Raw genomic sequence first — 12,890 nt, forward strand, 5'->3', positions numbered from 1 at the left:
ACCATGCGAATAAGCGCCAAGTGGGTGAGAGAGTATGTGGACACGGCGCTGTCCCCGGACGATCTGGCGCAGCGGCTGACCATGCTCGGGCTGGAGGCAGAGGAAGTGATGCCTTTGGACCCAGGAATCGACCGCGTCATCGTCGCGCGCGTGTCCAGCGTGTCGCCGCATCCCAATGCGGACAAGCTCTCGGTCTGCGTCGTGGAGACCGGCTCCGGTGCGGTGCGCGTCGTCTGTGGCGCGCCGAACGTTCGACCTGGTATGGTGGCTCCGTTGGCGCTCGACGGGGCCCGACTCCCCAGCGGCATGACGATCCGCGTCACGTCGGTGCGCGGGGTCGAGTCGCACGGCATGCTGTGTTCGGCTCGCGAGCTCCAGCTCTCCGACGATGCCAGCGGACTGATGGAGCTGCCGGCGGAGGTAGCGGTGGGCACCCCGCTCCGCGAGGCTCTCGGACTGGATGACACGGCAATCGAGCTGGGAGTCGCGGCGAACCGTCCTGACTGCCTCAGCATAGTCGGGGTGGCGCGGGAGATCGCCACGAGCCAGGGTCTGTCGCTGCGCGTGCCGAAACCGATAGTGGCTGAAGGCGAGGAACCGACATCGCAAGCCACGACGGTTGAGGTCCGAGACCCCGAGCTCTGTCCACGGTACGCCGCCCGGGTGATCCGAGGCGTTCGCATCGCGCCGTCTCCGGCGTGGCTAGTGCGAAGGCTGCACGCCGTGGGCTTGCGTTCCATCAACAACGTCGTAGACGTGACGAACTACGTGCTGATGGAACTGGGTCACCCACTGCACGCATTCGACGACGACCGGCTCGCCGAGAACCGAATCGTCGTTCGACGAGCGATGGCTGACGAGTCGATCCAGACCCTGGACGGCGAAGAACGCAACCTGACCAGCGAAACGCTGGTGATCGCCGACGCCGAGAAGCCGGTCGCGCTGGCGGGCATCATGGGCGGTCGGCACAGCGAGGTCACGTCCGAAACGCGGAACGTGCTTCTCGAGAGCGCCTACTTCAACCCGATCAGCATCCGACGAACCGCCAAAGTGCTGGGGCTCAAGACGGAGGCGTCGTTCCGGTTCGAGCGTGGAGCGGACCCGGAGGGTGTCCTGCGCGCGCTCGACCGCGCGGCGGAGCTCATCCTGCAGGTCGCTGGCGGCGAGGCGTGCCGCGGCGTTGTGGACGTGTACCCGGCGCGCCACGAGGCGAAGCGAATCGAGCTGAAGCCTGAGCGCGTTAACGCCCTTCTCGGTACGGACATCGCCGGATCCGAGATGGTGCGGATCCTCCGGGGCTTGGGATGCGGCGTCGAAGAAGGCGATCCGCTGGTGGTCGTCGCGCCCACGTTCCGCCCCGACCTGACGCGCGACATCGACTTGGTGGAAGAGATCGTTCGGGTCTCTGGATTCGCCAGCGTTCCGACGACGCTTCCTGTCGGCGAATCTCCAGGGTGCGTTCCGGACCCCTACATGCAGCTCCGACGTCGGATCGCCTCCGTGATGGTGGCTTCGGGGTTCCGCGAGGTCTGCAACTATGGCTTCTACGGGCCCGCGTCCCTCGACCGGATTCGGATCGGTGGCGAGGACCCCCTGCGCGACGAGCTCCGCATCGCCAATCCGCTCAGCGCCGAGATGTCGGTCATGCGGACGTCGCTGCTCCCCAGCCTGATGGAGAACGTGCGACACAACCGCCGTCGTCAGGTGGAGCACATCGCGTTGTTCGAGGTGTCGCGGGTCTTCCACGACGGGTCCAGGTCCGAACTGCCGCGTGAGCGCTGGATGCTCGGCGCTGCGCTGTGCGGAGCGCGGCGAAAGCACTGGTCGTCGGACGTGCGCGAGCCGGACTACTACGATGCCAAGGGAGTCGTGGAGGCGATTCTGGAATCCATCGGCGTCCAGTCGTGGAACCTGGAGCGGTCGGTGCACCCGACGTTTCATCCCGGTAGGACCGCCGAGATCAGGATCGGCGATCAGATCCTGGCGCGCTTCGGCGAAGTGCACCCGGACGTGCTGAGCAACTACGAGCTGATCCGACGTACACTCCTCATCGAGATGGACGTGGACTTGCTGGCAGCCAACGCCCGAACCGAGCGCTGGATGGAGCCACTGCCGCTGTTCCCGAGCTCGAACCGGGACCTTGCGGTGGTCGTCGACGCGTCTGTGCCGGCAGAGGCGGTCATGCGAACCATCCGCGATACCGTATCGCCGTCCGTGCTGGCTTCGGTGTCGCTGTTCGACGTCTACTCCGGCGACCAGATCGCCGAAGAGGAGAAAAGCCTGGCGTTCTCGCTGGAGTATCGCTCCTCCGACCGCACGCTGACGGATGCCGAGGTGGATCGCTTCCAGTCGCAGATCACGCATGTGCTCGAAGAGCAGTTGGGAGCTCGGCTCCGGTCCTGACGACGACCGAGGAGCGTGCGGAACCATGCGCGATCACGTCCCGATACGCCGGGCTCCCATCGAGACCCCCTACCAGACCGACTGGTGGCATCTGGGTCGTGCGCATCTGCTCGCCCGCATGTCGGACCACGACCTGGCAGCGTGGGAACGTGGAGCGCATCGGATCGCTCTGGAACCCAACCAACCGCTCGTCCTGCCGGACCAGTCCGAGGCGTGGGCGTACGTCGTCGCGACCGGGCGGATGCGCGTCGCCATCCCGAAGGCGGGATTGCCCGACCCCAGTAAGCCGAAGCCCGCCGATGCGGCTCTTTCGATGCATCTAGTGTCGCTCGCAGAGCCGGGCGATGTGCTGGGCAACCACGCCGAGCAGCGTCTGTACCGACCCGACACTGCGGGCACCACCGTGGACGCGTTGCGGGCGACGCGACTATGGGCAGTACCGCGCGAGTTCCTGCGCCAGTACCTGTGGACGCGACGTCACTGGACCATGCCAGTGCCGCTGTGGGCTCGCGTCAGGGCGCTGCAGAACCGGGGAGTCGCCATGATTCGTTGCCTGCCGGTCATGTCGCGGGTTCCGGCGATCCCGCTCGCCGATCTCGTGGGTCGCTCGATGACATCGCGCGCAGGCTACGCCGCTTCGCTGATGCTATCCCGAGGCGCGTCGAGGTCGGGCAAGTCTGCTCGGATACGGTCGCCGCTCGCCCTCGGAGCGTTCGCGCGGATGATCGGCGCAGATATCGAGTGGACACGGCGATGGACAGCCTACTGCCGGTACGAAGGTGTCCTGTCCTATCGCCTCTGGCGATGGATAGTGCTGGACACCTGGCGTCTCAGCCGTTGGGCGGATCGCCCCGCCTTCGAGCTCGCCTTCGACCTTCCGCCGGACCCCGTCCAGCAGTTGGAGGAAGCTGACGAACGGCTGGGGCGTCCGTCGCGCCGGGCAGACGGGACAACGCCTGCCGATGAACCGATCCCGGAGGACACAGCGATAGGCTAGCCGCATGAACTCGACCTGTCCCGTCAGCGTCGATGCCGCAGGGGTCCGATGGGGGCGCGTATCGTCGCGCATGCTGACGGATCGGTTCCCGCATCTGCGGTCGATACGCCTTGCCGCCGAAATCCTCGCATTCGCAGACAGCGACCCAAACGGCGACGAATACCTCTCCGTCCTGTTGAGCTCCGAATCCGTGGGTTCTGTTCGGACCTGGTACCTGCGGGGCGACGAACACCACGCCAACGCGTTCTACGACATCTCGCCGATGCTCCGCGACGCGACGGACTCGCCCGCGTCGCGCCGCGAACTGGGGATGCGTCTGCGCGGGAGGTCGTTGGTGGGGTTGGCGTCCGTACCGACGCGTGTCGATTGGCTCAGCCCCGATCTGACCGATGCTGTGCTGTCCTTTGTACCCGAAGATGCGGACGGCGTGGTCCTCGCGAGCGACTTGGCTCCTCGTGACGATCCCGACGGGCTCTCTGTGCCGTGGGGTTCCCCGACCGAACGTTGCTGGGCGGAACTCGGCAGCGCGTCCGAGGTGGTGTTGCCCTGGGTGTTTGCATCCGGGGAACCGACGGTGCGGGCGCGGCTGCGGTTGCTTCGGGCTGTGCGTGAGGCGACTCGCGTGTCGCTGCATCGACTGCGCCAAGCGTTGGAGCCGAGGCAGTTGGGCGTTGAGTTGGCGATCTGGCGTAGCTCGCCGTGGACGCCGTCCGCAGTGTCGTTGACCGCACAGCGCGTGACCCCGGTGCTCCAGGACCGAGCGTCGTCGCACCGTGGCGGGAGGTCCACGTCGCGCACCGTCGCGCTCTACGAAGGGCTGACGGCACGCCTCGTGGGCGGCGTCATGCGGTTCCACCGCGACGGCGCGGGCCCTCTCGCGCCTGCGCCTCTCGCCGCTGTCGCGATGGGCGCGACGGAAGCCGTTGCCCCGCTGGAAGCACAGCCCATCGCTGACGTGCTCGTCATCGCGCCGCGATCCAACGAGTGGGCGCACGCCGAGGACGGAGCCGGTACCGACTACCGGGCGTGGGTGGGCTCTGCCATCCGTCGCTTGGAGGATCTCGGAGTCCCGTTTATCGTCGCAGACGAACCCGATGCAGCGTCGCTCCTCGACCGGGCTCGGTTTCGCGCGGTTCTGGTCTGCCCGTGCCGAACCGTATCGCGCGACACGCTGGGAACGCTCCAAACGGCTCGGAAACGCGGTTCCGTCGTCGTGGTTTGCGAGCCAGCGCCCTACCTGTGCGACGGCGAGCGCTCCGGCGAGTTGGAGCGATGCCTATCCCGTCGGTGGCTGCGGCGCGTGGACTTGCGTGACCCAGCGGACGATGCGCGCTTTGCGGCGGCGCTGCGCAGGGCTCGGACGGGACCGGTCGTCGAGTGTTACGAGCCGGACACAGGAAACCGTGTGCGCCCGTGCAGACGTTTGGCACTCATCGCTGCCACGGAAGCCCACGTGTCGATCCAGATCGAGCGTGCGTCTCAGGGCGATGTCATCGCGGAGTTCGCCGGGACGGGCGCGCTGGATCGGTGGGGGTCAGGTCGATGGGAGACGGTCGATTCGTGGGTAGCGGACGGTTCCACGTTCACTTGGTTCCGCCCCGACGCCGACACGGCGAGCGCGTACCGCTTCCACCTCGAGGGTTCGTTGGGCGAGGGGATGAAAAGGCTGCCGTTGCCGGCAGCCCAGGATAAGGAGGTTTAGACTTCTGTTCTCTTGCTGGAAAGGAGGTTAGCAACGAGACACCAAAGTCACCGTCAGGATAGTGCACCCGATTTGAGCGCTCGTCACTGATCTATGAAGATTCCGTGAACAACCTAGCCGTTGTCGAGCCTGCCTGCCCTGTTTCTCGAGTCTGACGAATCGGTGTCGTTCATTGGGTTGCGGGCCATTGCTCCTTGGGTATGTTCCTGTACACATCCTCCACAGCATGGAACCCGTCGCGGATGACGACGTCGTAGAGATTGCTCGCGTCGACCGGCACGGGGTCGAGCAGGATGGATGGCACGTCGATCTTGCCGTTGTTGATCGTCTTATCGGCGGGAACCGTATCGCCCTTGGCAAGGGCGACCGCCAGCTCGGCGGCTCGGTAGGCGAGGGGTTTCAGTGGCTTGTAGACGGTCATCGTCTGAGTTCCCTCGACGATGCGCTGACATGCCGCCTCGTCCGCGTCCTGTCCGCTGACCGCCACCTTTCCCGCCAGCCCCTGAGCCCGCAGGGCTTCGACCGCTCCACCGGCAGTGCCGTCGTTCGAGGCGACAATCGCGTCGATTCGGTTCTTGTTCGCGGTCAGGGCGTTTTCCACGTGCTTGAGCGCGACGTTCGTGTCCCAGTTGTCAGTCCACTGGTCGCCCACGATCTCGATGGCTCCCGCGTCGATCGCGGGCTGCAGAGCCGCCATCTGTCCCTGGCGCAGAAGCTGCGCGTTGTTGTCGGACGGCGAGCCGCCCAGCAGGAAGTATCGTCCCTTCGGAACCGACGTCACGATGGAGTCCGCCTGGAGGAACCCAACCCGCTCATTGTCGAACGACACGTAGAGGTCGAGGTCGCTGTTGCGGATTAGTCGGTCGTAGGCGAGTACCTTCGCGCCTTGCCGATGGGCGGCATCGACGATCTGCGCGGCGGCGACCCCGTCCTGGGCGATGACGACGAGGACATCGACGCCTTGCGCCAAGAGGTTCTCAGCCTGCGAGTTCTGCTTCACCGGATCGCTGTCGGCGGACTGCACAAGCACCTCGGCGCCCAACTCGGTCGCCTTTTCGATGAAGAGGTCGCGGTCTCGCTTCCAGCGCTCGACACGCAACGAGTCCATCGAGAGGCCGATCTTGATCGTCTGAGCCTTCGGCGTGTCTTGCTTCTTGCACGCTGTCAGCCCTACGAGCAGAACGGCGGCCGCCAAGGCAGCGGTGATGCGCATGCGATTCACGGGCGTGACTCCTCCGGTGCGGGTGAGCCCGTCGGTTCGGGCTGCGGCGGGATCGTCTTGACGATGTCGCCGACACGTGCCTCGCCCGATGCGACGCGGGTTCTTGAGAGCTTCGGGCGAAGCACCTCGACGACGTCCAGGCTGCCGATCTCGGTCTCGAATGTGCCCAGCACTTCGCCCGTGTCGATGTCTCGGATCTCCTCGCCAGGCCGAAGCAACCGGAGGCGATCACCGGGCCGCAGTCCGGCAGCGGTTCCCAGGTTCACATAGAACTCGGTTGAGTTCTCCGGGTTGAGGATCACCTTGCCGATGCTCTCCGCCGCGTCGGCAGGCGGCGTGACCTCCTCGAGCGACGGTCCGATCTGATCGCGCATCCGGGCGACGAAGCCGGTCATCACCTCCTGGGTGACCTGCCCGAGGAGCGTCTGGCGGAAGTTCGGCGGCCCGTCCTCGACGCGCGGCGCATCCCACCCTGGCGTGCCGAACTTCACGTGCTCGAGAACTTCGTGACGCACTACCGGTGGCACTTTGCCCGGCGATATGATCTCCTGGCTCCCTACGAGGGCTCTGGCGCCATCGTCGGATACGCTCGCCTGCAGGGGCCCGGATCGAAACGTCCCGCCCTGGTAGTTCTCTGACTTCTCCACGTTCGCCGCGAATGCCTCGTCGCCGGTGACGCCGTAGACCACGAATTCTGTCGATACACTGGCTCGGTAGAAGTTCGCCGCTGCGCCGACTGAAGTCGAGAGGCTTCCGCCGCCTGAGATGACGGCGGCTGCTCCAGACCCCGAGATGTCCCTCTCGATGATCCCTCGGGCGCGCTCCTGCCGGAACTTGCGGATCGTCGCGGTGACCAGCACGCTGGCTCGCACCTTGTCGGCGACGGACAGACGCACGTCCTTTCGCCGCAGGTCTCGCTTGGAGACGCCGAGCTCGGCGAACGCGACCATCACCTCGTCGGGCGTCACGATTTCATAGCCGGGCGAATCCTGGATCGTCGTCACGAACAGGTCGCGGAACCCGACCTCGAGGTTCCAGTCTTCGCGCTGCTTCTTCGTCTTGCCGAAGAGTCGCCCGAGGGGCCCGAGCGGTATGAATCCGCATCCGGCTGGCGAGTCAAAGCCGGAGTCATCCTCGAAGTAGAGGATCGCGACGCGCTTGCCTTGGGCGGAGGCTGGGAGAGCGGACAGACACCAGACGATCAGCAGGAGCCCGCCGACGATGCGCACCGATAGCCGCATGGGGGAGCCTTCCACGCTTCGATCCGTTCCGGCGGACACAGGCGGATTCTAGGAGCGGGGTCGGGAACTGTCAAGGCGACGCTCCGTTGATGGGCGCGAACCCCGGTGATAGACTTCGCCGCGACATGGCATCCCTCCTTCCAGGATCTCGCGACCCGATGCAGGTTCATGTCACCAAGGCGACACCCGAACGCCGTACGACATGGCGCGCCATAGCCATCGGGGCGGTCCTCATCTTCCCCAACGCCTACTGGATCATGCAGGTCGAAGGCGTCTGGAACACGGGTCACTCGACGTGCCTTTCGCTGATGTGGCACGTCGTCGTGAACCTGCTGGTTCTCATGGTGGGGAACCTCGCACTCAAGCGATATCTGCCGCGCTTCGCATTGACGGATGCGGAACTGCTGACCGTCTACGCGATGCTGACTCTCGCGGGCGCAGTTGCCGGGCGCGACTCGTACCAGATCCTCGTGCCGGTGATGGGATGGGCGTTCCGATACGCCACGCCGGAAAACGAATGGGCGACCGTCATCCATCGGCTCCTGCCCACCGGGATGACAGTGCGCGATCCTGAGACGCTTGTCGGGTTGTTCGACGGCGAGTCGACGCTCTTCACACGCGAGCATATGGCGGCGCTTTGGCTGCCCGTAGCCTTGTGGACGCTGTTCATCGGTCTGCTGGCGTGGACGCTTCTCTGCGCCAATGTGCTGATCCGACGTCAGTGGACACAGCGGGAGCGGCTCAGCTATCCCATCATCCAGCTTCCGTTGGCGATCATCGAGGACGGGGGCAGCACGCGGTTCTTCCGGAACCGGCTCCTGTGGCTGGGCGTCGCCGTCGGTGGAGGTATCGACCTGCTGAACGGTCTGCACTACCTCTTCCCCTACGTGCCCGGCGTGCCGGTGACCTACCTCGACCACGACCTGGGACGCCTCTTCATCAGCAAGCCTTGGAATGCCGTCGGCAACGTGCCGTTCCCGATGTACCCGTTCGCCATCGCCTTGGGGTTCTTCCTGCCTCTCGACCTGGCGTTCTCGACGTGGTTCTTCTATGTGGTGCGCAAGGCTCAGCAGGTGCTGGCGGCTACAGTCGGTCTGCGGTTCCTCCCGGGGTTCCCTTATCTGAACCAGCAATCGACCGGCGCATGGCTGGGCGTCTTCTTCGTCGTGACGTGGCTTGGAAGGGGGCAGATCCGCGACGTGATCCGCCGCGTGTTCCACGGCGACCTGTCCGTCGACGATAGCGACGAACCGATGCGCTACCGAACAGCCGTCGTCGGGCTCGCCGGAGGGCTGCTGGCGCTGGGCGTCTTCACGGTTCGGATGGGAATGCAGCCGTGGGTCGTGCCGGTGTTCTTCGGCATCTGGATGATGCTATCCGTGGCGATCACGCGCGCTCGCGCAGAACTGGGCCCGCCGACCCACGAGCTCGTCGGCATGAACCCCGGCAACATGCTCGTCGACATGCTCGGCACGCGGCACGTCGGAGCCTCGAACCTGGCGGTCTTCCCGCTCTTCTGGTGGTTCGCCGGGCGCGGATACCGTGACCACCTGATGCCCTACCAGTTGGAGAGCCTCAAGATCGCCGAGGTATCTCGCATCGACGCCCGGCGGCTCAGCGCTGCGATGGTCGCCGCCGTCGTGCTCGGATCCATGGCGGCGTTCTTGGCGCTGATGCATCTGTCGTTCAAGACGGGCTTGCGGAACATCCCGATTGGGCATGATTCCAGCGTTTGGCGCACGCTGGAGTTGCGGCTCACAGCGCCGACAGAGCGCGATCTCGGCGCGACGCTGTTCATGGGTGTTGGCGTCGCCATCACCTTCGGTCTGATGTTTCTGCGAACACGGTTCCTTTGGTGGCCCTTGCATCCCGCCGGCTACGCGCTGTCGATGAACTTCGGCGTCGACTACATCTGGTCATGCCTCATTTTCAGTTCTGCGGCGAAGCTCATCATTCTGAGGCTGGGCGGCATCAAGGCGTACCGCCGCGCCATTCCGTTCGCGTTCGGCGTGATCCTCGGCGAGTACGTCGTTGGAGCCGGGTGGAGCCTGCTGGCGGTGATTCTCGAGCGGCGGATGTACGATTTCTACTTCGCGTGATCCCGTCGGGGCACAAAAAACGGGGCGGCATGAGCCGCCCCATCAAGGATCACGATTGTCAGAAACGGCGTGCGTCAGAACGACTGCACGAACTGCACGGCTCCCACCATCTGCGAGCTCGACGCGAGCCCGTCCGCGTCGATGAACACGTCCTCGTCGGACGTGTCGAGCCGCGCCTCGACGCGAAGCCGCGTCGTGTCGGACAGGCTGTACGCGCCGCAGGCTGAAACGCTGATGAGTGTCTGAGCCGTGCCGGTGCGGAAGCCGTCCTCGTCCTTGAACCACTCACCGCGCGCCGAGAGCGTCACCTTGTCGCTCAGAGCGAAGACCGGCTGGAGCCCGGCGCCCATCCACGTGACGGACTCGTCGGCGACGTCCTCGGCTCCGTAGTTGCCCTGGAAGCCGATGCTCAGCGAGTCGGTGGCGTCGGCGCTGCCCGTGAAGTCGATGCTCAGGCGCTCACTGTCGCCGCCTTCCTTGCCGAACGTGCCGGACAAGCCCCACGACAGATACCCGTAGTCGCCGCCGAGCCGTGCGAGCAGCGTCTTGTGCGGCTCGGTGCTGACGAGGCGATCCCAGCCATTGGCGACGCCTGCACGAGCCTCGAACTGCTCGCCGATGGGAATCGCGGCGAACGCGCCGACATGGTAGATCGGCTCGGCATACGTGTAGAGCAGCCCATGCGTGATGACGGGGTTGTCGGGCGACTCGATGAGGTCGATGCCCTCGAAGGTCACGAACTTGCCCACAGTCACGCTGGCACTGCCGAAACCGTACGAGGCGTAGGCTTCCTGGATGTCGAACAGGCTGCCGCCCGAGTTCACCTCGGCGATTCTGCCGGCGTCGATTTCGACGGTGTAGCTTGCGGCCCCGGACGCGCCGGAGGCAACCACATGCGCTGCGCCCAGGTAGAAGCTCATCGCGTCCGTGTAGTACGGGAAGTATGTATTCGCTGGGAGCGTTCCACCGGCGCCGTCGTCAACGGACGGCGGGTTCGCCACGTTGGCGACGAACGTTGTGTCGACGTAGCCGGACACGGACAGCCCATCCGCAGCACCATCGTCCATCTCGGCATCGTCTGCGATGGCCGTCGATGCCAGAAGACAACACGCAATACCTATCAGTACGAACGATCGGAACATCAGAAACCCTTTCTGTCACCACAGGACTCCGCCGCGAGGCTCCCATGTGCTAGACCGCGCTGGGTCCGCGCTCACCGGTTCGGATGCGGATCGCTTCCTCGACGTTGTAGACGAAGATCTTGCCGTCGCCGATCTTGCCGGTCGATGCAGCTTGGAGCACCGCTTCGACGACGCGCTCCAGGTCAGCGTCGTCGATGACGACCTCGACCCGGAGTTTGGGGATGAACTCGATCGTGTACTCGCTGCCACGGTAGAGCTCGGTATGTCCCTTTTGCCGCCCGAAGCCGCGCACTTCGCCGACGGTCATCCCCTGGACACCGGCCTCGCGCAACGCCTCCTTGACGTCGTCCAGCTTGAACGGACGAATGATGCACTCGACCTTCTTCACCGTATCAGCCCTCCTGTGCGAGTCATCGGTGTCGGTGCGGCGGAAGGTACGACTCGTGCTCGAGCCGTACCTCCCGCTCAACCGGGTGACGGCGCGTCTCGGACGCGCGGTTCGTACGGACGACCTAGATGTCGTGATAGAGGAAGAACTCGTGCGGGTGCGGGCGCAGGCGCACGGGGTCGACCTCGTTCTCGCGCTTGTATTCGATGTACTTCTCGATCAGATCGGCGGTGAAGACGCTGCCTTCGAGCAGGAACTCGTGGTCCGCCTCCAAGGCTGCGAGCGCCTTGTCGAGGGAGTCGGGAACCTGCGGAATGAGAGCCTTCTCCTCCGGCTCAAGGTCGTACAGGTTGCGGTCGACCGGCTCGCCCGGATCGATCTTGTTGCGGACGCCGTCCAGCCCCGCCATGAGCATCGCCGCGAAGGCGAGATACGGGTTGCAGGACGGGTCGGGCGTCCGAAGCTCGAGTCGCGTCGCCTTCTCCGACTTGAAGTACGCCGGGATGCGCACGCACGCGCTGCGGTTCCGCTGCGAGTAGGCGATGTTCACCGGCGCTTCGTAGCCCGGGACCAGACGCTTGTAGGAGTTCGTCGTCGGGGCGATGATGGCGCACAGCGCATGGAGGTGCTTGAGCAGCCCGCCCGCGTAGTGGAGGGCGGTCTCGCTCAGGTTTCCATACCCGCTGCCGTCGTAGAAGATGTTCTTGCCGCCCTTCCAGATGCTCTGGTGCGTGTGCATCCCAGAGCCGTTGTCGCCGAAGAGGGGCTTGGGCATGAAGGTCGCCACCTTGCCGGCTTCGCGGGCGACGTTCTTGATGATGTACTTGTACATCATCAGGTCGTCGGCGATCGCGACCATCGTATCGAAGCGCAGGTCGATCTCGCACTGTCCGCCCTGGGCGACTTCGTGGTGGTGCACCTCGACGTCGAGCCCGGCTTCGATCATCTTCAGGACCATCTCCGAACGCAGGTCCTGGAGCGTGTCCGACGGCGGGACCGGGAAATACCCTTCTTTCGGACGGGGCTTGTAGGCGAGGTTCGGGTCCTCGTCACGACCCGAGTTCCAGTTCCCTTCGACGGAGTCCACTTTGTAGAATGCGCCGTTCACGCCGCCGGAGTAGCGCAGATCGTCGAAGACGAAGAACTCTGCCTCGGGTCCCATGTAGATCGTGTCACCGATGCCCGAGTCGATTAGGTAGTTCTCAGCCTTCTGGGCAATCCATCGCGCGTCGCGTGTGTAGCTCTCCAGAGTGACAGGGTCCTTGATGGCGCAAAGCAGGCTGAGCGTCGGGACCTTGCACGCCGGATCGACGAGGGCGGTCGTCGGATCGGGGATGAGGAGCATGTCGCTTTCGTGGATTTGCTGGAATCCGCGAATGCTGGATCCGTCGAACCCGATACCGTCTTCGAACAGGTCCGCCGTGAGGTATTTCACCGGGATGCTGAAATGCTGCATCATCCCGGGCAGGTCCGTGAACTTCAGGTCCACGAACTGCACGCCCTTGTCACGCGCAAAGGCAAGGACCTCTTGTGCCGTCATTCTGAGTGATCCTCCTGAGTGGACGTCACGGGAACGTCACGTTCGCGCCGAAACCCGACGGGCCCCGCCGAGGGCTTCTGCCGCCACACCGAGCCAACAGCAAGGATTATGCCACGAGGCAGCAAGGATTGTGCCACGAAGTGGTCGCCTGCCGCG

General features: G+C 65.0%; 9 protein-coding genes. 4 read left to right on the forward strand and 5 right to left on the reverse strand.

The genetic code is table 11. The annotated features are described in order from the left end of the window. The first annotated feature begins 3 nt into the window (after positions 1–3). From FJZ36_02735 to FJZ36_02745, 3 genes are read left to right on the forward strand one after another with little or no spacing between them, the layout of a single operon-like run. Positions 4–2,403 carry a phenylalanine--tRNA ligase subunit beta gene (locus FJZ36_02735; GenBank protein ID MBM3213815.1) on the forward strand — a complete coding sequence of 800 codons (2,400 nt, stop codon included), beginning with the start codon at positions 4–6 and terminating at the stop codon, positions 2,401–2,403. Positions 2,404–2,428: 25 nt separating this feature from the next. Then, positions 2,429–3,400, forward strand: a complete 972-nt coding sequence (locus tag FJZ36_02740; protein ID MBM3213816.1) for a hypothetical protein — start codon at positions 2,429–2,431, stop codon at positions 3,398–3,400. Between the two features lie 4 nt (positions 3,401–3,404). Then, on the forward strand, positions 3,405–5,102 hold the full coding sequence (locus FJZ36_02745) for a hypothetical protein (GenBank protein ID MBM3213817.1): 1,698 nt from the start codon (positions 3,405–3,407) through the stop codon (positions 5,100–5,102). Between the two features lie 169 nt (positions 5,103–5,271). Here FJZ36_02745 and xylF read toward each other — a convergent pair whose 3' ends face one another. Both xylF and FJZ36_02755 read right to left on the reverse strand, forming a co-directional pair. Beyond that, the gene (gene xylF, locus FJZ36_02750; protein MBM3213818.1) at positions 5,272–6,315 is read right to left on the reverse strand and encodes a D-xylose ABC transporter substrate-binding protein; all 1,044 of its coding nucleotides are present in this window, start codon (positions 6,313–6,315) and stop codon (positions 5,272–5,274) included. Positions 6,316–6,320: 5 nt separating this feature from the next. After that, positions 6,321–7,565 carry a hypothetical protein gene (locus FJZ36_02755; protein MBM3213819.1) on the reverse strand — a complete coding sequence of 415 codons (1,245 nt, stop codon included), beginning with the start codon at positions 7,563–7,565 and terminating at the stop codon, positions 6,321–6,323. Between the two features lie 158 nt (positions 7,566–7,723). On the opposite strand from FJZ36_02755, the gene FJZ36_02760 reads away from it, so the two are divergent. Then, the gene (locus tag FJZ36_02760) at positions 7,724–9,664 is read left to right on the forward strand and encodes a hypothetical protein (GenBank protein MBM3213820.1); all 1,941 of its coding nucleotides are present in this window, start codon (positions 7,724–7,726) and stop codon (positions 9,662–9,664) included. 74 nt (positions 9,665–9,738) lie between these two features. Here FJZ36_02760 and FJZ36_02765 read toward each other — a convergent pair whose 3' ends face one another. The 3 genes from FJZ36_02765 to glnA form a co-directional block, all read right to left on the reverse strand. Continuing rightward, positions 9,739–10,806: a hypothetical protein gene (locus FJZ36_02765; GenBank protein ID MBM3213821.1), complete on the reverse strand. Its 1,068-nt coding sequence runs from the start codon at positions 10,804–10,806 to the stop codon at positions 9,739–9,741. Between the two features lie 49 nt (positions 10,807–10,855). Further along, positions 10,856–11,194 carry a P-II family nitrogen regulator gene (locus FJZ36_02770; GenBank protein MBM3213822.1) on the reverse strand — a complete coding sequence of 113 codons (339 nt, stop codon included), beginning with the start codon at positions 11,192–11,194 and terminating at the stop codon, positions 10,856–10,858. A gap of 124 nt (positions 11,195–11,318) precedes the next feature. Further along, complete coding sequence (gene glnA, locus FJZ36_02775; protein ID MBM3213823.1) at positions 11,319–12,734, reverse strand: type I glutamate--ammonia ligase; 1,416 nt, start codon at positions 12,732–12,734, stop codon at positions 11,319–11,321. Positions 12,735–12,890: the final 156 nt, after the last annotated feature.

This window comes from Candidatus Poribacteria bacterium, from assembly GCA_016866785.1.
GTDB lineage: Bacteria > Poribacteria > WGA-4E.

What these genes read in the sequence shown, in the direction of transcription:
- FJZ36_02735 (MBM3213815.1), top strand. Translation starts at nt 4, where the DNA reads ATGCGAATAAGCGCCAAGTGGGTGAGAGAGTATGTGGACACGGCGCTG.
- glnA (MBM3213823.1), bottom strand. Translation starts at nt 12,734, where the DNA reads ATGACGGCACAAGAGGTCCTTGCCTTTGCGCGTGACAAGGGCGTGCAG.
- FJZ36_02765 (MBM3213821.1), bottom strand. Translation starts at nt 10,806, where the DNA reads ATGTTCCGATCGTTCGTACTGATAGGTATTGCGTGTTGTCTTCTGGCA.
- FJZ36_02745 (MBM3213817.1), top strand. Translation starts at nt 3,405, where the DNA reads ATGAACTCGACCTGTCCCGTCAGCGTCGATGCCGCAGGGGTCCGATGG.
- FJZ36_02740 (MBM3213816.1), top strand. Translation starts at nt 2,429, where the DNA reads ATGCGCGATCACGTCCCGATACGCCGGGCTCCCATCGAGACCCCCTAC.
- FJZ36_02755 (MBM3213819.1), bottom strand. Translation starts at nt 7,565, where the DNA reads ATGCGGCTATCGGTGCGCATCGTCGGCGGGCTCCTGCTGATCGTCTGG.
- xylF (MBM3213818.1), bottom strand. Translation starts at nt 6,315, where the DNA reads ATGCGCATCACCGCTGCCTTGGCGGCCGCCGTTCTGCTCGTAGGGCTG.
- FJZ36_02760 (MBM3213820.1), top strand. Translation starts at nt 7,724, where the DNA reads ATGCAGGTTCATGTCACCAAGGCGACACCCGAACGCCGTACGACATGG.